This is a genomic window from Bacteroides mediterraneensis (assembly GCF_025993685.1).
GTDB classification, from domain to species: domain Bacteria; phylum Bacteroidota; class Bacteroidia; order Bacteroidales; family Bacteroidaceae; genus Phocaeicola; species Phocaeicola mediterraneensis_A.
In genome coordinates this window covers 3173505-3195586 of the sequence record NZ_DAJPEN010000001.1, presented here as the reverse complement: position 1 = coordinate 3195586, position 22082 = coordinate 3173505, and the positions used below count along the sequence as shown (strand labels likewise).

General features: G+C 48.4%; 13 protein-coding genes. 8 read left to right on the top strand and 5 right to left on the bottom strand.

Going from position 1 to position 22082, the window contains the following annotated elements; translation table 11 throughout:
* Positions 1-10: 10 nt before the first annotated feature.
* From OIM59_RS13765 to rsmA, 5 genes are all read right to left on the bottom strand, one after another.
* Positions 11-1210, bottom strand: coding sequence for a DNA/RNA non-specific endonuclease (locus OIM59_RS13765; protein ID WP_303897231.1), 1200 nt, complete (start codon positions 1208-1210; stop codon positions 11-13).
* Positions 1211-1217: 7 nt separating this feature from the next.
* Positions 1218-3593: a DUF5689 domain-containing protein gene (locus OIM59_RS13760; protein ID WP_303897228.1), complete on the bottom strand. Its 2376-nt coding sequence runs from the start codon at positions 3591-3593 to the stop codon at positions 1218-1220.
* A 378-nt stretch (positions 3594-3971) separates the two neighbouring features.
* Positions 3972-5777, bottom strand: coding sequence for a DUF349 domain-containing protein (locus OIM59_RS13755; protein WP_299170116.1), 1806 nt, complete (start codon positions 5775-5777; stop codon positions 3972-3974).
* 305 nt (positions 5778-6082) lie between these two features.
* Positions 6083-7423, bottom strand: a complete 1341-nt coding sequence (mgtE, locus tag OIM59_RS13750; protein ID WP_303897226.1) for a magnesium transporter — start codon at positions 7421-7423, stop codon at positions 6083-6085.
* 54 nt (positions 7424-7477) lie between these two features.
* Positions 7478-8281 carry a 16S rRNA (adenine(1518)-N(6)/adenine(1519)-N(6))-dimethyltransferase RsmA gene (rsmA, locus tag OIM59_RS13745; RefSeq protein WP_299170115.1) on the bottom strand — a complete coding sequence of 268 codons (804 nt, stop codon included), beginning with the start codon at positions 8279-8281 and terminating at the stop codon, positions 7478-7480.
* A 75-nt stretch (positions 8282-8356) separates the two neighbouring features.
* On the opposite strand from rsmA, the gene OIM59_RS13740 reads away from it, so the two are divergent.
* The 8 genes from OIM59_RS13740 (at position 8357) to OIM59_RS13705 (ending at position 22075) form a co-directional block, all read left to right on the top strand.
* Entirely contained in the window at positions 8357-9364 is a 1008-nt protein-coding gene (locus OIM59_RS13740; protein WP_303897223.1) for a lysylphosphatidylglycerol synthase transmembrane domain-containing protein, read from the top strand.
* Positions 9365-9394: 30 nt separating this feature from the next.
* On the top strand, positions 9395-10852 hold the full coding sequence (locus OIM59_RS13735) for an aminoacyl-histidine dipeptidase (protein WP_299170113.1): 1458 nt from the start codon (positions 9395-9397) through the stop codon (positions 10850-10852).
* 177 nt (positions 10853-11029) lie between these two features.
* A complete protein-coding gene (locus tag OIM59_RS13730; protein WP_303897220.1) occupies positions 11030-16639 on the top strand; it encodes an alpha-2-macroglobulin family protein in 5610 nt (1869 codons plus the stop codon).
* 135 nt (positions 16640-16774) lie between these two features.
* Positions 16775-17860 carry a DUF1573 domain-containing protein gene (locus OIM59_RS13725; RefSeq protein ID WP_299170111.1) on the top strand — a complete coding sequence of 362 codons (1086 nt, stop codon included), beginning with the start codon at positions 16775-16777 and terminating at the stop codon, positions 17858-17860.
* A 7-nt stretch (positions 17861-17867) separates the two neighbouring features.
* Positions 17868-18968: a methylmalonyl Co-A mutase-associated GTPase MeaB gene (gene meaB, locus OIM59_RS13720; RefSeq protein ID WP_299170110.1), complete on the top strand. Its 1101-nt coding sequence runs from the start codon at positions 17868-17870 to the stop codon at positions 18966-18968.
* Between the two features lie 130 nt (positions 18969-19098).
* Positions 19099-20496 (top strand): ATP-binding cassette domain-containing protein, encoded by a 1398-nt coding sequence (locus OIM59_RS13715; RefSeq protein WP_303897218.1) that lies wholly within the window; start codon positions 19099-19101, stop codon positions 20494-20496.
* Positions 20493-21290 carry an ABC transporter permease gene (locus tag OIM59_RS13710; protein WP_299170108.1) on the top strand — a complete coding sequence of 266 codons (798 nt, stop codon included), beginning with the start codon at positions 20493-20495 and terminating at the stop codon, positions 21288-21290. Before OIM59_RS13715 ends, OIM59_RS13710 begins: the two co-directional genes overlap by 4 nt.
* On the top strand, positions 21284-22075 hold the full coding sequence (locus OIM59_RS13705; protein ID WP_299170107.1) for an ABC transporter permease: 792 nt from the start codon (positions 21284-21286) through the stop codon (positions 22073-22075). The genes OIM59_RS13710 and OIM59_RS13705 overlap by 7 nt, the downstream gene beginning before the upstream one ends.
* Positions 22076-22082: the final 7 nt, after the last annotated feature.

Here is a 22082-nt window from a genome sequence, read left to right as displayed (position 1 = left end):
TTTGTTCATTTTAATAGAGATTCCATTCTATGGCGTTGAAATCATTTTTTACTTGAGAGGGGATACCCGGGAAGAATGTGAACCCGGTAATCGCCTCAATCTCAGATACCTTCTTGCATATATCCTTGGTAATCTGTGTGCTGGAATAAGCTTTGTTTTCCAGCCAGAAACCGATGGCTTGCAGCTGTGAGGCGTCACATTGTCTTACCCATTTGCCTGTCATACCGGATTTGGTTCGCAGCAAGACCTTGAAATAGTGAGTCGGAACATCTGCCTTCACTCCGTTATTGTCTGTGGCCTTGACATTGGAATGGGCAAAATAAGCCCCTGTCACCACATAGAGTGTATCCGCGCAGATATAGTTTTTGCGGATTACTTCTTCCAGCTTTTGCCAGATATCCTGATTCAGTCCTTTGCCGACTTGTGGTGTCTGGTTGGTAAAATAGAATGTTTGTGCATTCATTTCACGTGTCTGGGTCCTGTCGGCGGATGGAATCTGATGTCCCCGGTCGTATTTGGGGTGTTCTTTATAGGCCCTCTTCACATAGATTTGGTACAGGCTTTCGATGTCCGGGTCGTATGTCCATTCATCTGTGCGGTCTAAGTTGCCTAAGTAGCATTTGTGTAGTGGGTAAGCCACCCACAGTGCCGCTTTATGCGACTGGTCGTAGCATATAGAGTAGTTACGGACAGATTTACCGTTCAGATGGGTATAATGAGTCACATACTGGAACGCAGGGTTTGCCTGGTAGTCCGGAATTTCCGCCCAAGCCTTGTTCGGTCGCTTGGCGTCTGTTTCGGCATCCGTTCCGGAGATCTTTCCATTCTGTGTCAGCACCAAGGAGATGGGGGTTCCTTCTCCTATTTGAATCGAGATGCCGGCTTTCCGGTCTTCTTTATCGGTATTTTCAGAGAAATATACATACAACGCGTTGATTCCTTCGGTCAAAACTCCATCCTTTTCAGGAATGGAGTTGGCCAAAGAGAAGGAACACCATGCTGCCCCTTCCGTGATGCGAGCGTTCCATTTAATTCCCTGGACACCTTGAATTTGTATGACGGTGTTTCCAGACTGAGAAGAAACCACCGGTACATCTTTCCATTCGGCTGTTCCGGTGGAAAGGGGTGACTCATTGTCTTTCCGACAGGAAAGAAGAAGGACAGAGAGCGTGAATAGAATGAGATAACGGAGTGTCATTTTCAAAGGCATTCAGTTCTTATTTTTTGGTAATTATGATTGCATCGATGTATACAGCACCCGTTTCATCATTCTTGATGGTGAAGTAATCATATTCACCGTCTGTCAGGTCGAAAGTATGGGTATATACCTTGAATCCGTTCTCTTCTTTCATTGAGGAAGCAGGTTCAATGGTGTTTGTGTTTGGATGTTCGCTTGTACCTGCATAAAGATGGTAGGCAGGTGCATACTTTGAGCTGGCTGCTACCCTCAGGGTGATTTCAATGGACTGGATTTTTTCAATTTTTGTCGCATTGAAGATGAATCCTTGTTTCTTGGCATCGGATGCATTACCCTGCAGTTGTATTCCGCCACCGTTTTTTTCGTTTGCGATACAGATTTTGGCACTTTTGAATTGGATGGAATTATAGGTCCAGCTATACCATGTGGAAGCATCTTGGGTATTTTGCGTGTTGTATCCATCGGTAGGTAATTCCACGGAACCATCTTTCCCTTTGGTGATATCGAAACCGCTCATGATCAATTTTGTTCCTGCTGCGGCTTTTGCAGCCACGGTTACAGGGACTTCTATCTTGCTTTCAGCTCCGTCTATTTGGATGGACAGCGTCTGTTTGACAGCGCTTCCTGTAGGGTTAGCCTCTGCATGAACGGTGACAGTCGTACCATTTATTTGGGCCGACAGGATACCTGACAAGCCAGATACCTTCAGGCTTTTTCCTTCCGCATTCTGTAGAGTGACCTTGATATCCTGTTTTCCTCCGGCTTCAGTAAAACTGAGTGAATGTGGAGTGACTTCCGTGATAGCAGGTTCACTCGAAGCGAAGTCCTTCAAGTCTTCCAGGTTACGTGGCATTAACTGTGCCTTCTCTTTAAATACCGTGACAATACCTGTGATAGAACCGCTTCCGGCTTTGTAAGGCTGGCCGATAAGGGAAGTCGCATTTTTGTTGAAAAACACGGTCACGTTGCCGAAAGTATAGGTCTTGGCTTCCCATGTGCCCGGAGCGTCAATCTTTACGTCTTTTACAGTGGCAGGCATTCCAGCATATTCAGCCAGCTTGTCGGCGGTGGTAAGAATCGGAGTCACTGTATTTTTGTGGCTGACAACGGTCACATCACTGATTTCCCAGTCGGTTACTTGGGTAATGCCGTTGTAGGCTCCCAGTTTCACTTTATCTGCCTTTAGTGAGACTTTGACTTTGTCTCCCAATGCGAAAGTCTCTTGTATCTGTGCGTGGAGTGCACTGTTATATAATACAATCCCTTCATTGGCCGTTGTGGCATCGGGAGTCATGAGGTTGAGGGTACCCGCAGAAGCATTATTCACCTTGGGGTCTCCACACACAAGGGCTTCAAACTCCATGTTTTCAGTCAGCTGTGTCTGTCCGCCCTTTTGCAGTTTGATGATGCGGCTGATGGCTGTGCCACCTCCTTCTTCCGGAGTGCTGCTACCTTCTTCCAAATCCACTTCCTGGCCTCCGTTTCCTGTAGAAAGGGTTATGTCGTCCAGACGGAATACGGAACTTTCCATGGCTGTGAACCGGATGTACAGTGTTGGAGTCGCTTTCTTTAAGCTGAACTGGGCCGTGGCCAATATCCAGTAAGGACGGTCGGCGTCTCCTTTATTCTTTTCGTAAGAAATTTCTGTCCAGCTCGTGCCGTTGGAGCTGACTGCCAGCTTGAATGTTTCCGGGGTAAATGAGTTGTCATAACTCTTGTCCTCATTTTGCTTGGAACGGCTGGCGCCAAAGGTCAGTTTCAGATGGGTTTGTCCTTCTGCCAATGTAATTTTCCGGATATCGAAGGTGGCAGGTGAGGAGCCGAAGAAAATGATATTGGGGCCTGAGGCACCTTCATAAGCGTCCGTATTGGTCAGACCGGAAGAACGGACAGACGTGTTGGAACCTGCATATTCTACGGTAGCAGCTCCGTCTCCCGATTTGTCCCATCCTTGGTAATTGGAAACGTAAGGTTTTTGGGATGCATCCGCATTGCCTGCCGTTTCATGATAAATCAGTTTGGATTCGGCCACGGAACCCGCTTTCACAGCTACTGTGGCGCTTTTCAGAATTCCGGAGCGGTTGCTCATGACAATGTTGATTTTAGCTTCTCCCACGGTTCCTTCCGGTACGCTCACCTGGATGCTGGCAGAGCCTTCTCCTTCCGTTTGGGAAAGTGACATCCAGCTGCCATCTTCCACGCTGGCTTTCCAGGTGCGGTTGGTCGAGATTTCCAAGGTCTGCGTACCCCCGTTTTCAAACGTGAGGGTAGCGGGGTTGACTTCCAGATAAGGTGCCTCTGTGTCTTCATTGTCGTCTACGCATGCGATAAACGAAACCGTCATGAGCATGCACAACAGTCCATGCCATAACTTGAACAAGTTGATTTTTTTCATATTTTTGGGGTTAGGTGTTAAGTCTTTCGTAGGAAAAACGCTTAGTTTTCAGTACATGTAGTAGTTTGTAAGGCCTGTTCAGCCTGCATTCTGTAAAAATGTTTTTTTAGTTCGTTTTATCGTAGTAGATGCCGTTGGATATTTTGTGGTAAATACAAAAGTCTTGGTAGTTTAGTGTCGTTTTCAAAATTTGGGTTTAATTTATGCTTTTTCTTTGGATAGTGAAAATTTCCTGAATATTTTTACAAAAAGTTAGCTTTTGTCGTCTGTAGTCACTCTTTCTATGTGGGGAATGGAGTCAGATGCATCAGGATAAAAAAAGGCTCTCATTCCCGAGGAGGAAAATGAGAGCCTGCCTAAAAATATATACGTTGTTTTTTATTCTTTTTCTTTCAGACTTTCATCGATGGCCTTAATCTTTCCCAGCACCAGTTCCATGTCTTTTTTCAGGCGTTCGATTTTGCGGGTGATGTCTGCCACCAGCGTATTTCCTTTCTTGGAAGAGGAATTCAGGAAACCGAGGTTGTTCTCGTAAGTCTGGATATCGTTCTTCAGTCCTTCGTAGGTGCGGACCAAACGTTCGCGGTCGCGATAAAGATTACTTTCTTTATTGCCACTGGTGCGTACGCCGCTCAGCCGTTTTTCGGTGGCCGACAGGTGCAGGCGGTCGAACAGTTTGTCTACTAGTCCGTGGAATTCCTTATACAGGCGGTCTTTTTCCTTGAAAGGCACGAAACCGATGGAGTTCCATTCTTTCATTAAGGCACGTACCTGTTCTGCGGTGGCTTCATCGGCCGCTCCGGAAGCTTCCAACGCAGCCATCCGCTTGATGACATCTTCCTTTTTGGCCTGATTTTCCACTTCCTCCGTACGTTGTGAGGAAGTGGCTTTGTTTTTCTGTTCAAAGAAATAGTCGCATGCACCGATAAAGCGTTTCCACACGGCATCCGAATGTTTTTTGGCTACCGGACCGACGGTCTTCCATTCTTTCTGGAGCTTGGTCAGGATTTCAGCTGTTTCTTTCCAGTTGGTACTGTCTTTCAACGCTTCCGCTTTTTCGCAGAGCGCCTTTTTCTTTTCCAGGTTGGCGGCCATGGTTTCCTTGACCGATTTGAAGAATGCCGCTTTCCGGCGGAAGAACTCGTCGCATGCTGCGCGGAAGCGTTCAAAAATCTTGACGTTCATTTTCTGCGGCGCATAGCCGATGGTTTTCCATTTGGCTTGCAAGGCCAGGATTTCCTTGGTCTTGTCTTCCCAGTCGGCAAAAGTGGTAAAGGTGTCGTATTCCATTCCTTCTACAATCTCGCAAATCACGGTCTTCTGGTCCAGATTGTTCTGTTCCTTCTCTTTCAGTTCCTCAAAATGTTGCTGATGGCGTTTGTTCACTACCGTAGAGGCTGCCTTGAAGCGGGTCCAGATGGCTTCCCGCAAATCTTTGGCCACCGGTCCGATGGCACGGAATTCCTGGTGGAGCTTCTGCAGTTGGTGGAAGGCCGAAATGACATCAGGTTCGTCGGCCAGTTTTTCTGCCGCTTCGCAGAGACGGGTCTTCTGCTCCAGGTTTTTCTTGAAGTCGTATTCGCGGAATTCGTTGTTCAGCTTCACCATGTCATAGAATTTTTCGGTGTAAAGCTGATATGTTTTCCAGAGTTCGTTGACTTTGGCCGCAGGTATTTGTCCGATTTCGTTCCATTCCTGTTGGAGCTTTTTGAAATCGTCGTAAATCTTATTGGTATCTTCCTGTGATTCGGTCAGGAATTTCATTCTGTCCAGGATACCCAGTTTTTGGGTCAGGTTTTCCTCTTTTTCCTTCTCCTGAGCGGCTGTCAGGGCATTCCTTTTTTCCTTGATGGCATTCATGACCGTCTTGAATTCCTCTTCTGCAGGTTCTGTTTCCGGGATAAACTCTTCTGCCTTTCCTCCTTCGTCGATGAAAGCTTTCCGTGCCGCTTCTAATTTGGCCTTTTGTAGCTTGTAGAATGTTTGTTTGAGCACATCAATTTCCTGTTTGTCGGTCAGGTCATTCTTGTCGTTGATTTCCTTGAGGCGTTGCACCACTTCCTCCAACGTTTGTTTCGGAGTGTACGTTTCCTTTTCGGTTTCTTCCACAGTAGGAACCAGAGCTTCAACGGGCTTTTCCATTGGCGCCTCGGTTAATGGGCGGTTGGTTTCATTTACTTCCATCGTATATAGATTTTAAAGAGTATAATTCTTTTGTTTGTATGTGTGTTTTTAAAAAGACTCTCACAAATTAAAGAAATAAAATCTGATTTTCATACTTTTTCAAACAAAAACTACAAAATGTAGCTGATTTTTTGAAGAGAAAGGAAGAAATAAGAGGATTTTTTCAGGGTTTTTGAGGAATTGAAAAAAATGCCTTTGCGTTTGAATGAAAACGCTTAGACGTTTTGATTGAAACGCAAGTGCGTTTGGAAGAAAATGTACTTACGTTTTTCTCCAAACGCACTTGCGTTTTTTTTAACAAATCTTTAGGCCAGTAATACGGTGATTCCCATGTACATCAGCATGCCAATGATGTCGTTGGTAATGGATATGAACGGTCCGGTGGCGATGGCCGGATCGATTTTCAGCTTTTCCAGGGTCATGGGTACCAGGGTACCAAAGATAGAGGCAAACATGACGACGGCAAACAGACTGATAGACACGGAGTAACTCACGGTAGCGGTGGCTCCGAAGCGGATGAAATTGTAGATATAAACCAGCATGGAAATGATGGTGGCATTGATAAGAGCTACTACCGATTCTTTCAATACCTGCTTGAATGTGTTTTCGGCATTCAGCGAGCTGTTGGCCAGCCCCTGTACCACCAAGGCAGACGATTGTGTCCCTACGTTTCCGCCCGTTCCACCAATCAGGGGAATGTAAAGGGCCATTTCCGGATGGGCGGCAAAAGTGGTGTCGAAATTTCCCAGAATCATGGAGTTACCGATACCTCCGAGCATACCGATGAGCAGCCACGGCAGACGGGCGGTGGTCTGGCGGAACACGTTGTCGTCGGTTTCTACGTCCTGCGACAGACCGGATGCCAACTGGTAATCTCGTTCGGCCTGTTCACGCACCTCATCCATCACGTCGTCGACGGTGATTCGTCCTACCAGGCGGCCGATGCTGTCGACTACAGGGACGGCCACAAGGTCGTATTTCTCGATGGTTTGCACCACTTCTTCAATAGGGGTGTCGACGTGGACGGATATCGGATCTTTTTTCATCACGTGTTTCACCTTGGATACCGACGGACTGGTAATCATTTTTTTCAATGGGAATACTCCCCGCAGACGTTCGTCGTCGTCCACCACGTATACATAATAGATTTCGTCCATGTCTTCGGCTTGCAGACGCATCTCGCGCAGGCATTCGGGCATACTCCAGTTTTCATTCACAATTACCATTTCCGTACCCATCAAACCACCGGCGGTGTCTTCGTCGTATTTCAGCAAGTCGACGATGTCGCCCGCCTGCTCGATGTCTTCAATGTGCGAAAGCACTTCTTCCTGCTTGTCCTCGTCCATTTCACGGATGATGTCGACGGCATCGTCCGAATCCATATAATCCACGAAGCGTTTGGCAATGGTTTCCGGGGGGAGGATTTCGAGGAACTTCTTTCGGGCGTCCTCGTCCATTTCAATCAACACGTCGGCTGCCGTTTCATTGTCCAGCAGCAGATAGATGAAGCGGGCGTCTTCTGCGTCCAGTTCGTTGCACAATTCGGCAATGTCCGCCGGGTGCAAGTCTTTGAGGGTTTCCTTTAACTGGTCGGAATCTTTCTTCTCAATCAGTTCGGTGACGGTTCTAATATCTTCGCTGTTCATCTTGTTAGTTTCAGATGAGTTCTTTTATTCTGGTCTGTAGTCTCGTGTGTAGAATCATTCCGCATGGGGAGCGGGAGTTTGCAGGGCTTGTTCCACCCGGTTGGTCAGGTCGATGAAGTCTTGCACGGACAACTGTTCCGGGCGTTTGTTGAAAATGGGGTCGGCACTGAGCGGGTTTCCCTTGTCCAGAATAGACGAAATGGAATTGCGGAGTGTCTTGCGCCGCTGGTTGAACGTGGTTTTGACAATCTGTTTGAAGAGCGTCTCGTTACAGCCCAGCTCCTTAGTTTCGTTGCGGGTCATGCGGATGACGGCGCTCTTTACTTTCGGGGGTGGGTTGAACACATGTTCATGGACGGTAAACAGATATTCTACGCTATACCAGGCTTGTATCAGTACGCTCAGAATGCCGTAGGTCTTGTTTCCCGGAGAAGCTGCAATACGCTCGGCCACTTCTTTCTGAATCATGCCGGTGCAGCAGGGAATCAGGTCCTTGTAGTCGAGCATCTTGAAGAAAATCTGGCTGGATATGTTGTAGGGATAGTTTCCGGTCAATACGAAAGGCTGGCCGTCGAAAAGCTGCCGGAGGTCCATCTTCAGAAAGTCCTGTTCGATGATATGGTCGCCCAGTTGCGGAAAATTCTCGTGCAGGTAAGCTACCGATTCAAAATCGAGTTCCACGACTTTGAGCGGACGTTCTTTTTTCAGCAGGTACTGGGTGAGAACTCCCATTCCGGGGCCTACTTCGAGGACGGGAAGTGCCGGACAGGCATCCACCGTGTCGGCGATGTCTTGTGCTACTTGCAGGTCTTTCAGGAAGTGTTGTCCTAAAAACTTTTTAGGTTTTACTGATTTCATGCCTCAGGTTTTAAATGTTCGTATTATCTTTGTATCTTGCAAAGTTAAACATAAATCTTTATATACCGACTGATTTTGGAACGAACAGGTTTAAAAAAAATAATAAATAGAGCCTGCCAAATTGCGCTTCCACTGGTGCTGGGAGCTGCCATTCTGTGGTGGACTTACCATGATTTCGATTTTCGGCGAGTGTGGAGTGTGCTCGATGGGGGAATGAATTACGGTTGGATGGCCTTTTCGCTGGTGTTCGGCGTGTTTGGACATCTGTTTCGCGGGTGGCGCTGGAACCTGACACTGGCTCCGTTGGGGGAATACCCCAAACTTTCGAATAGCGTGTATGCGGTGTTTGTATCTTATGCCGCCAATCTGGTGGTACCTCGTGTGGGGGAAGTGTCCCGTTGTGGTGTCCTGGCAAAATACGATGGGGTTTCTTTTTCCAAGTCATTGGGTACGGTAGTCACCGAACGGCTCATCGACAGTATTTGTGTGGTGCTTATCACGGTGGTGACCTTGTTGCTCCAGTCGCGCATCTTTGCGGCTTTTTTTGAGAAAACCGGTACGAACATGGGATTTTTTACGGGACTTTTCACTTCCACTAACTTTTACATTACCTTGACTTGCCTGTTGGCGGCAGGAGTGTTGGTTTTCTTCCTGATACGCAAACTGGCTATTTTCACGAAAGTACGGAGCATCTTGAACGATGTATGGGCCGGATGCCTCTCTCTCCGTCATGTGAAACAGCCTTGGCTCTTTACCTTATATACTATAGGTATATGGAGCTGCTATTTTTTGCAGTTTTATGTCAGCTTCTATTGTTTTGACTTTTCCGCCTCGCTGGGCTGGATGCCGGGGCTGGTGATGTTCGTGGTGGGGAGTATTGCGGTGGCTGTGCCCACTCCCAACGGGGCCGGTCCGTGGCATTTTGCAGTCATCACCATGATGATGATGTACGGGGTAGATAAGGATGATGCAGGAATATTTGCTCTGTTGGTGCACGGTATTCAAACCTTTTTATTAATTTTGCTAGGTATTTATGGCCTTGTGGCTTTGCCGCTGGTAAACAAGAAACAAGCCGGAAAGTGATTTGCCTTCCGGATAAAATCAGATAATAATATGAACGAAATTCTTTCTTTGGCTCCGCAGAATGTGTGGAAGCATTTCTATTCGTTGACTCAAATTCCCCGTCCGTCGGGACATTTGGAAAAAATTCAGGCCTTCTTGCTGGATTTCGGTAAGCAGGTGGGTGTGGAATCATTTCAGGATGAGGCCGGAAATATCATCTATCGTAAGCCGGCAGCTCCGGGCATGGAAGACCGTAAGGCGGTTATCTTGCAGGCTCACATGGACATGGTTCCTCAGAAAGACAAACATTCGCAGCATGATTTTGAGAAAGACCCTATTCCGGTTTATGTGGACGGAGAATGGGTGAAAGCCAAAGGTACGACCCTGGGCTCAGACAACGGCATGGGGGTGGCAGCCATCATGGCGGTCATGGAGGACAAGTCGTTGAAACACGGTCCGCTGATGGCCTTGATAACGGCCGATGAGGAAACAGGCATGTATGGTGCTTTCGGCTTGAAGCAGGGCACTGTGGAAGGAGATATCCTTTTGAACCTGGATTCGGAAGAAGAGGGTGAGCTCTATATAGGTTGCGCAGGTGGAGAAGACCTGACAGCTACATTGGAATATAAAGAAGAAGAAACCGACCCGGAGGATGTGGCGCTGAAGGTGACTCTGAAAGGATTGCGGGGCGGACATTCCGGTATTCAGATTGGCTGGGGGCATGCCAATGCCAACAAGCTGATGGCACGTTTCATGAATCAGGTGATTGCCTACGACGAGGCTTGTCTGGTGTCGTGGGAAGGTGGAAACATGCGCAATGCCATTCCGCGTGACTGTGAGGTTGTGATTACCGTACCGGCTTCGGAAGTGGACGATGTGCTGGCATTCGTGGGTGAATGTGAGCAGGTATGGCGCGATGAGTTTGCCACCATCGAAGACAGCCTGAGCTTTACGGCAGAACGTATCGATTTGCCGAAGATGATGGTGCCCGATGAAATCCGTGATAACCTGGTGGATGCCATTTATGCGTGCCCGGATGGAGTGGAACGTTTTATTCCGACGATTCCGGATACGGTAGAGACTTCTTCCAACCTGGCTATTGTGGAAATCGGCAAGGGAAAAGCTACCATCAAGGTGCTGACACGCAGCTCTCGTGAATCCATGAAGGATTATCGCAATACGGCCATTGAAAGCTGTTTCTCTATGGCAGGAATGCACGTAGAACGCTCTGGCAGCTATTCCGGCTGGGAACCGGATGTGAATTCTCCGATTTTGCATGCCATGAAAGAATCCTACAAGGCGCAGTTTGGAGAAGCACCGGAAGTGAAGGTGATTCATGCCGGACTGGAATGTGGCATTATCGGGGCAGTGGTTCCAGGACTGGATATGATTTCATTCGGTCCGACGTTGCAGTGTCCGCATACTCCGGAAGAACGTTGCCACGTGCCTTCAGTGAAGAAATTCTATGATTTCTTGATTGCTACATTGGAGAATACGCCAAAGAAATAAACTTTTAGACCTAAAAACAGAGGTAAAGAGAATCGGGTTCGTAGAGAATCTGGTTCTCTTTTTTTATGCCCTCCGGTGGCCTTGTTTGCTTCTTTTAATTAAAAGTTATGCAGTAATTTAAGAAATCTCCTTTATCTTTATAAGAAACAACCGAAGTGGAATTTTAATTTGAAGGATATGAACAGACTATTCTTACTGTGTGCTATCGGATGGCTGACTTTTGTTTTCCCGCTGGCTGGTGTGGCTCAGAGTTACGAACGCTTGTGGAAAAATGTGGAAGAGACCCGGGAAAAGGATTTGCCACAGACGCTGATTTCGCAGGTGAATCAGATTTATGAAAAAGCCATGAAGGAGAAAAATACTCCGCAGTTGCTGAAAGCGTATCTTTCGCGGGTGGAGTGCCAGGTGGAACTTACGCCGGACAGTCTGCAAAAGGAACTTCAGTATATGAAGGACTGGGCCATGAAGGAGAACGACCCTTTACAGAAAGCTGTACTGATGTTTCTTTCGGGGTATTATAAATTGGAAGCCGGTCCCGAGGAGATGGACAGCGTGTTGTATTATTTCAATCGGTCGGTAAAAGAAAAGGAGGTCTTGTTGTCCGTGTCAGCCGTGGATTTTCGTCCGATGACGGAGATTGGGAAATGGAGCCAACGTTATTTCGGTGATAATATGTACGACCTGCTGTTGCGTCAGGCCATTTATCAGTTGGAGATGAACGGACGGAGCAGTAAGGAGGTACAATGTGCCGTGTATGAGTATTATGAAAAGTTGCTGGCACAATACAAGGCTGTACACAATCGTGAGGCCGAGCTGTTGACACGTTTAAATCGGTTGAGTTACTGGCAAAGCAGGGGATGGCGGTATCCGCAATCGGTGTCGGACACTCAGGCGGTGGATTTGTGGAAGTCGTGGGCGGAAACCTATGCCGGGTTGGATGCGTGTGCGGCCGTATATATCTGCCGGGCTGATTTCTATCATCAGAAACAGGATTTTGTGTCCGAGATGGAGGTGATTGAGGAGGGATTGAAGCGTTATCCCCATTCGGAATTTGCCGCCGACTTGAAAGACAGGCAGCGTATCGTGTGCATGCCTTCGCTATCGGTGCAGGTAACCCGGCCTTATCCGCAGGCGGAAACGGAACTTCGTATCACCAGCAAGAACCTGAAAGGGGCCACGCTGGAATGGTATAAATTGAATCTGAAGGCATCTTCTTCCGTGTTTGCCAATAGTGTGGAGCGTGCCGAATTAATCAAGAGATACGGTACACGGGTGGATAAAGTGCGGCTGGACTTGCCGGAGACTCCCACTTATAAGGATTCGGTTTCCGTCTTGACTTGTCGGATGCCGGAAGCTGGAATTTATGTGTTGAAGTCCATTCCCGATGGTTATAAGGATAAGACTGGATATGATGTGGTGCATCTGTCTACGCTTCAGGTAGTTTCTTTCCCGATGGAAGGAAAGCAGACCGAATGTCACGTGGTGGACCGGAAAACGGGGTTGCCGGTGGCAGGAGCCGAACTGGTGTTCTATTCAATTCCGGTGCCGGGTAATTATACGGTATATAAGACGTATCGTACAGACAAGCAAGGGAAGGTAGTGGTTCCGGATACGAATACACGGTTGTGGATGCATGCACGGACTGCGAAAGATGATTTTATGGAGGTATCCTATTGGTCCAGAAGAATCTTGTCTACTGTAAGCAGCACGCAGAAGACTATCGAGCGGATGGATTTGTTTACTGACCGTGCACTCTATCGTAAAGGACAGACGGTGTATGTGTCGGGAGTGGCCTATACGCAGAAGGGGGATGAGGTGCAGGTACGCAAGGAAGCTGCTGTGTGGCTGGCTTTGCGGGATACCCACAATCGGGAAATTGCCCGAAAGGAGTTGACGACCGATGATTTTGGTGCATTTTCTGCAGAGTTCCAGTTGCCGACGGAAACATTGGCCGGAACCTTCCGCATTGAATCGGAAAAGACTTCTTGTACTGTTCGGGTGGAAGAGTACAAACGTCCGACATTTGAGGTGACTTGGAAAGAGGTGCAGGAGGCCTATACCATGGGAGACTCTCTGACGTTGGAGGGAACGGTGAAGAAATTCTCGGGTGCGCCGGTACAGGGCGGTAAGATACGTTATACATTGACTCGCTCGAAAGCTTGGTTCTGGCGTATGGATGCGGAAGAGAAGCTGTTGGTGGAAGGAGAACTGATGACGCAGGCAGACGGGACCTTTGCCTTGAAAGTCTGCTTGGAGCGTCCGGATACGGAGGTTTCCTTGGGATGGGACGGATTTTATCGTTACCGGATAGAAGCGGAGGTGACGGATGTGGCTGGAGAAACCCAGAAAGGGGTACTGGTACTTCCGGTAGGGGAACATGCTGTCGGATTACAGATAAAGGGATTGGCTGGGAAAGTGGCCCGTGAGAAGCTGGAGCAGATTCAGGTGCAAGCCTTGAATCTGCAACGTCAGCCGGTGGCCTTGGAGGTGGCTTGTCATCTTTACCTCTTGGGTGAGGCTGGAAAGAAAGGACGGACTGTATGGTCGGATACGGTGAAGTCGGGTCAGCCTTTCTTGCCGGAGGAATGGAAACAGCTGGCTTCCGGGAAATACGTGCTGGAAGTAACTGCCTGTGATGAGCACGGACGTCCTTGTCGTGCGGAGCAGGAATTGGTACTCTTCTCTTTGAGTGACAACGTTCCTCCGATAAAGACCGTGGAGTGGTTCTATCAGGACGGTACGGAACTGCAGGCCGACCAGCCGGTGACTTTGTACGTGGGCAGCAGTGAGAAGAATGTACATCTGTTTTATCATGTATATAGCGGCAATCGGATGCTGGTGTCCGAGGCTCAGGTGTTGAACGAGGAAATCCGCCTGTTCTCCTATACCTGGAAACCGGAGTATGGCGATGGAATCACCGTCAGCTTCGGATTTATGAAGGAGGGTATCTGGTATTCCAAGCAGGTGGCTCTGAAGCGTCCGGTTCCCAAAAAGAAACTGACATTGCAATGGGAGACTTTCCGCGACCGTCTGCGTCCGGGTACAGAGGAAACTTGGACGATGCGGATTCTGGATGCCTCCGGTAAGCCGGCAGATGCCCGTCTGTTGGCTACTTTGTATGATGCTTCTCTCGACCGTTTGTGGGAGAATACATGGAACTTTTATCTGACTTTTAGGCGTTATACACCTTCGGTAATGCCGTTCATCCAGCAGATGAACAGTGTGGCAATGGCTTACTCTCCCTTCTATACTTATTCGCTGTCTTCCGTCTATGTACCGGATAACTGGCAGTTGTACAGTCGCTTGTGGATTCCTTCTTTGCAGCTGTATCAAAGTCTGACCCGCAATGTGCAGATGATTCGAGGTACGGGAATCATGATGAAGGCAGCTGCGGCGGCACCGAATGTGAGGATGAAAGAGGATGTGGCTTTGGAGGAAGAGGGATTCTCGCAGAATGAGGGGGCATTGCTCGTGGAACTTCAGTCTGCGAAAATTGAATTGAAAGCAGAGCCGGATTTGACTTTACGGGAAAATTTCGCGGAAACCGCTTTCTTCTATCCCGATTTGCGGACTGATTCAACCGGTACCGTACGGCTGGTCTTTACCGTGCCGGATGCGTTGACTCAGTGGAAGTTCCAGGGATTTGCGCATACGCGTGACATGGATTATGGACTCATGCGGTCCGAAACTCGTACCGAAAAACCGTTTATGCTTCAGCCGAACCTGCCTCGTTTCCTTCGGCGGGGGGATGAGGCTTCACTGGCAGCCTCGTTGATGAATTTATCCACCGAGGAGGTGAAAGGAAAGGCCCGGTTGGAGCTGGTGAATCCGATGGATGGAAGTGTAATCTATCAGTCGGCTCAGGACTTCTTAGTAAGGGCCGGAGAAACGGGCAGTGTATGTTTTGCTTTTCCAGTGAAAACGGATTGTGAGGTCTTGATTTGCCGGATGCAGGCCGAAGCGGGTGAGTTCAGTGACGGTGAACAGCACTACCTGCCTGTACTGACCGATAGGCAATGGATGACCGAGACGCAGTCGTTGCAGGTGGAAGCCGGACAATCCCAGCAGGTGGACCTGAAGGACAGGTTTAACGGGCAGAGCAAGACGGCCGAAAACCGCAGATTGACCATAGAATTGACTGCCAACCCTATCTGGTATGCCGTGCAGGCACTTCCGGTGGTAGGCAATCCGCAACAGGACGATGCGTTTTCTTGGGCTGCGGCTTATTATGCTCAGGCGCTGGCACAGAAGATTGTGGAATTGAATCCGCAGATTCAGACGGTGTTTGACAGTTGGCGGAAGCAGGGCGTGAAGAAAGAAACTTTATGGAGTGAGTTGGAACAGAATCCGGATTTGAAGAATTTGTTGCTGGCAGAAACTCCTTGGCTGGCTGAAGCGGCCAGTGAGCAGGAACAACGGCAGCGGATAGGGTTGCTGTTCGACTTGAATACGATGAAGTACCGTATGGAGCAGGCCGTAACGAAACTGAGCTCCTTGCAGAAGTCGGATGGAAGCTGGAGCTGGTTTGGCGGCATGGTGGGAAGCCGGATGGTCACCACGCAGGTGACGGAACTGCTGGCCCGTCTGAAATTCATGCAAGTGATGAGCGAGGTACGTGTGTCGGATATGTACTTGAAAGCCTTAAATTACCTGGGGGCGGCATTCTTTGAGGAATATCGGCTGCTCAAGGAGAATGAATCGAAAAAGAATGGAGCTCAGTTGCCCAGTGAACTGGCTGTGAGATACTTGTATATTGTTTCGCTGGATAAAGCGGCAGCTGGCCGGGTACAGCAGGCAGCCAAGGAATATATGGTGGCAAAACTGGAAAACCGTTCCAGTGAATACTCCATCTATGAGAAGGCCTTGATTGCCCGGATTCTGCAGGTACAGGGAAAGGAGTCGCAGGCAGAAGCTTTGGTACATTCCATTAAGGAATACACTGTAGCGACTCTGGAAATGGGACGTTATTTCGATACACCGAAAGCTTTGTATGCCTGGAACGGTTACCGGATTCCGACGCAGGTGGCCGCCATGGAGGCTATTCAGTTGGTGGAAAAGGATGAACCGATGCTGAACGAGATGAAGCACTGGCTGCTGAAGCAGAAGCAGGTGCAGTGCTGGAGTACCCCGTTGGCTACGGCAGATGCCCTCTATGCGTTGTTGTCCGATGGAGTCGCCTTGCAAGAAACCGGGAAGATGGAGGCAAAGGCGACAGGTATCCAGCTGGAGACGCCGGACGATGGACTGGGATATATCCGCCAGACATGGACAGGGCAGGATGCCCATGTGAAGAAACTGACAGTAAGCCATACGGGTAAAGGAACCGGATGGGGAGCTGTTTATACCCAATACCTGGAAGATATGGACCGGATTCAGCAGTTTGAAGGAGACGGCTTGAAGGTGTCACGTGAATATATACATAAAGGTGAGACCTTGAGTCGGAAGTCCCTCTTGCATGTGGGTGACCGGTTGACTGTCCGTCTGACTTTCCGTACCGACCGGGATATGGATTTTGTCAGCCTGAAAGACGAACGGGCTGCCTGCATGGAACCTGTGCGACAATTGTCCGGTTATGTGTGGAAAGACGGGCTGGGATATTATCAGGTTCCGGGAGATGCGGCCACTTCATTCTTTATTGACCACCTGCGGAAAGGCAGTTACATGATAGAATACGAGGTCTACGTAGACCGTACAGGAACTTATCAGGCCGGAACGGCCACCATACAGTCGGTATATGCGCCGGAGTTTGGAAGCCATACGGAAGGGCGTAGCCTTCAAGTGGAATAAGTAAGTCCGGGTGGGTAAGTCCTGCCCGGACTTTTTTCTACAGAAGTTTGGACGGAATAAATTTTCAGGCTTGATTTTGCTTGTTTCCGTTTTCTCTTTATCTTTGTTTCCGTAATTTAGAAAGGATAAAAATCAATGAAACGTATATATACTTTTTTCCTGTTGTGTATGGCTGCCTGTTTTTCTTTGTTTGCACAGCCCAAAATTACTTTTGACATGCAGACAAAGGATTTGGGATATGTCTTATGGAGAAATCCGGCCACTGTCATTTATTCGTTTACCAATACGGGCGACAAACCGCTGGTCATTTCCAATGTGACGACCTCCTGCGGTTGCGCCAAAGCAAAATGGACAGAAGAGCCTGTTCCGGCAGGAGGAAAGGGAGAAATTACGGTGGTGTTTGATGCGGAAGCTATCGGGCATTTCTACAAAGATGTGGGTGTCTACTGCAATGCTTCGCCTATGCCTATTTATTTGGATTTCAACGGGGAGGTGACAGCCGACGCCAAGAACTTTTCCTTTACGCATCCCTATGCCGTGGGAGCTATTCGCTTGAATCTGGATGAACTGGATTTTAAATCGGTGAACAAAGGTGACCATCCGGTGATTGAGTTGCTGGTTGCCAATACTTCCAATAAGGCTTATTCTCCTGTGCTGATGCATCTTCCTCCTTATCTGGAGGCTACGGCTGAGCCGGAGAAGCTGGGACGTGGAAAGACGGGAAAAATACGGGTGACACTGGACTCCGAGAAACTCCCGAAACTGGGGATTACACGTGCTTCCGTGTATCTGTCCCGTTTCTCGGGTGACAAGGTGGGAAGTGAAAATGAAATTCCGGTATCCGTAGCACTGTTGCCCGATTTCTCCAAATTGACAGAACAGCAGAAGAATAATCCGCCTCAGATTACCTTGTCGGCTAAGGAACTGGAATTTGTAGACTTGAAACCCAAACAGAAAAAGTCGCAGACCATTGTCATTTCGAATACAGGAAAATCTGATTTGAATATTCAGGATATGCAGGTGTTCAGTATGGCTTTGGCCGTGAAACTGAACAAGAGGGTGCTGAAACCGGGAGAATCTACCAAAATGAAGATTACCGTGTTGGCACAGAATCTTCCCCGTGTGAAAGGTTCTCCACGTGTCTTGATGATTACCAATGACCCTAACCAACCGATGATTACCATCCGTGTGAAAGCCCGGCTGAAATCGTCCGATAAATAAATGAAGTATGGAACACCCCGAGAACAACGAAGCTTATAAGGGGTTAACTGTCAATCAAGGAGTGGAACAGCCCTCCATTGTTAATCCTTATCTGAAACTGAGAAAGAAACCCAAACGTCGTCAGTACACGGCTGCAGAGTATGTGGAAGGCATCGTGAAAGGCGATGTGACCATGCTGAGCCAGGCAGTGACGCTGGTGGAGAGTGTGAAACCGGAACACCAGGTGCTGGCACAGGAGGTGATTGAAAAATGCCTGCCATATTCCGGCAATTCCATCCGCATCGGCATCAGTGGAGTGCCGGGAGCCGGAAAGAGTACGTCAATCGATGTGTTCGGCTTGCATGTGCTGGAAGAAAAGGGTGGAAAGCTGGCCGTATTGGCCATCGACCCCAGCAGTGAGCGTTCCAAAGGAAGTATTCTGGGCGATAAGACCCGTATGGAAAAACTGTCTGTACACCCAAAATCCTTTATCCGTCCGAGTCCTTCAGCCGGTTCGCTGGGAGGAGTAGCCCGCAAAACCCGTGAGACCATCATTTTGTGCGAGGCCGCCGGTTTCGACAAAATCTTTGTGGAAACGGTTGGAGTCGGACAGAGTGAGACGGCTGTTCATTCCATGGTCGATTTTTTCCTGCTGATTCAGCTGGCCGGTACAGGTGATGAACTGCAAGGCATCAAACGAGGAATTATGGAAATGGCCGACGGCATTGTCATCAACAAGGCCGACGGAAACAATATTGAGAAAGCCAAGCTGGCAGCCACTCATTTTCGGAATGCCTTGCATCTTTTCCCGGCTCCCGAATCGGGCTGGACGCCTCAGGTGCTGACTTATTCCGGTTTTTACAATATCGGTATCAAGGAAATCTGGGACATGATTTATGCCTACATTGATTTTGTCCGCAAAAACGGTTATTTTGAACGTCGCAGGAATGAACAGGCCAAATACTGGATGTATGAAACTATCAACGAGCATCTGCGCGACAGTTTCTATCAGAATCCGCAGATTGCCTCTTGGTTGCCTTTGCAAGAACAGGAAGTGTTGGAAGGAAAAGCCACCTCTTTTTCTGCGGCTAGGAAACTGCTCGATATGTATTTTTCAGGTTTGAGATGAAAATGTTGCATAAATATGTAGTTTCTTTTACATTCTTTGTGGACTGAATAAAAATAAAGAAGAAAAGCCAACGATATCATCTTACAAAATGAATTAATATGTAACTTTGCGGACTAATTTTTAAGAAATCATGCAAAGTGAAACCAAACCGATTATAGAGGTAAAGGGCGTATCGAAGTTTTTTGGCGAGAAAACGGCCTTGGATAATATCAACCTGTCCATAAAAAAAGGAGAGTTTGTAACCATACTGGGACCTTCAGGCTGCGGCAAGACTACCTTGCTGCGCCTGATTGCCGGTTTCCAGACGGCTTCCGAAGGAGTGATTTGCATTGCGGGTAAAGAGATTACCCAAACTCCACCCCACAAGCGTCCGGTGAACACGGTGTTCCAGAAGTACGCTTTGTTTCCCCATCTGAATGTGTATGACAACATTGCTTTCGGATTGAAACTGAAGAAATTTCCGAAAGACGTAGTGTTGAAAAAGGTCAAGGCTGCCTTGAAAATGGTGGGCATGACCGATTATGAGTATCGTGACGTGAATTCCCTTTCCGGCGGACAGCAGCAGCGTGTGGCCATTGCGCGGGCTATCGTGAATGAGCCGGAGGTGTTGTTGCTCGACGAGCCGCTGGCAGCTCTCGACCTGAAGATGCGAAAGGACATGCAGATGGAGTTGAAGGAGATGCATAAGTCATTGGGCATCACTTTTGTGTATGTCACTCACGACCAGGAAGAAGCTTTGACCCTGAGCGATACCATCGTGGTGATGAGCGAGGGACGTATCCAGCAGATTGGTACTCCTACCGATATTTACAATGAACCCATCAATTCGTTTGTAGCCGATTTCATTGGCGAAAGCAATATCCTGAACGGGGTGATGGTGAAAGACAAGCTGGTGCATTTCTGCGACCGGGATTTCGAGTGTGTGGACGAAGGTTTCGGTGAAGAGACACCGGTGGATGTGGTGATTCGTCCGGAAGACCTGTATATCTTTCCTGTGTCGGACATGGCACAGCTTCGCGGCGTGGTACAGTCGTGCATCTTCAAGGGAGTACATTATGAAATGGTGGTGCTGTGTCAGGACTATGAGTTCGTGGTGCAGGATTATCATGCGTTCGAAGCTGGTACGGAAGTTGGCCTGCTGGTGAAGCCTCACGATATCCATATCATGAAGAAGGAGCGCCTGTGCAACACGTTCGACGGAAAACTGCTGGATGAAGCGCATGTGGAGTTTCTGGGCTGTACATTTGAATGTGCTCCGGTCGATTTGCATCAAGTGCCTCTGGGCGAAGTGCAGGTGGAAGTGGATTTCGATAAAATTAACCTGCTGGACGATGCCGAAGACGGTACGTTGACGGGAGAAGTGAAATTCATTCTTTATAAAGGGAATCATTATCACCTGACCGTCTGGTCGGATTGGGATGAGAATGTGTTTGTCGATACCAACGACGTATGGGACGACGGAGACCATGTGGGGATATCCATTGCTCCGGAAGACATCCGGGTACGTGTAAAACGGGAGGAGCGATGAACAAGTTGCGTTTGTTTTTTCTGTCGCGGAGAAGCTGGACTTTGCCTTACCTGATTTTTTCAATCATCTTCGTGATTATTCCGCTGGTCCTGATTGTGATTTATGCCTTTACGGATGACGCGGGCCGGATTACCTTGGATAACTTCCGGAAGTTTTTGGCGCATCCGGAAGCCGTCAATACCTTTGTGTATTCCATCGGCATTGCTCTGCTTACTACCATCGGGTGTATTGTGCTGGGTTATCCGGCGGCTTGGATTCTGAGCCGGAGCCGTTCCAGCTATTCCCGTACGCTGATTATGCTGTTTATCCTTCCCATGTGGATTAACATCCTGATACGTACGCTGGCTACAGTGGCTTTGTTCGATTTTGCCAGTCTTCCATTGGGGGAAGGAGCCTTGATTTTCGGAATGATTTACAATTTCATCCCGTTTATGATTTATCCCATTTACAATACGCTTCAGAAGATGGATTCCAGTTACGTGGAAGCGGCCCAAGATTTGGGAGCCAACTCGTTTCAGGTATTTTGGAAAGTGGTCTTCCCTTTGTCCATGCCGGGGGTGGTGAGCGGCATCATGATGGTGTTCATGCCTACCATCTCAACCTTTGCCATTGCGGAACTGCTCACCATGAACAACATTAAATTGTTTGGAACCACCATTCAGGAGAATATCAACAACAGCTTGTGGAACTATGGTGCCGCGCTTTCACTGATTATGCTCTTCCTGATTGCCGCTACTTCCTTGTTCAGTGCCGACGATAAGAACGAGTCGGAGAAAGGAGGGCAGGTATGGTAAAGAAAATACTGATGCAGACCTATCTGTGGGTGTTGCTGCTGATGCTGTATGCTCCGATTCTGATTATTGTGATTTATTCGTTTACCGAGGCCAAGGTGCTGGGCAACTGGACAGGTTTTTCGTTCAACCTGTATCGTTCGCTGTGTAATACGGGTGCCCATCATTCTCTGATGAATGCGCTGGTCAATACGATTGCCATCGCCTTTATTGCTGCCACGGTTTCCACCCTGCTGGGCAGTGTGGCCGCCATCGGCATTTACAATCTGAAGGCCCGGAGCCGGAAAACCATGGGATTCATCAATACCATCCCCATTTTGAACGGAGATATCATTACCGGTATTTCCTTGTTCCTGCTTTTCGTGTCGTTGGGTATTACCCAGGGTTTCACGACCGTGGTGTTGGCCCACATCACTTTCTGTACACCTTATGTGGTGTTGAGTGTATTGCCGCGTCTGAAGCAGATGAATCCGAACCTGTATGAGGCGGCGCTCGATTTGGGAGCTACTCCCATGCAGGCCTTGTGGAAGGTGATTATCCCGGAAATCCGTCCCGGAATGATCAGCGGTTTCCTGCTGGCACTGACTATCTCCATCGATGATTTTGCCGTTACGGTGTTTACCATCGGCAACCAGGGACTGGAGACACTTTCTACTTATATTTATGCGGATGCCCGCAAGGGCGGTCTGACACCGGAACTTCGTCCGCTGTCTGCCGTGATTTTTGTGGTGATTCTGGTGCTGCTGATAATTATTAACCGTAGAGCTGACAAAGCAAAGAACAAATGAAACAGAA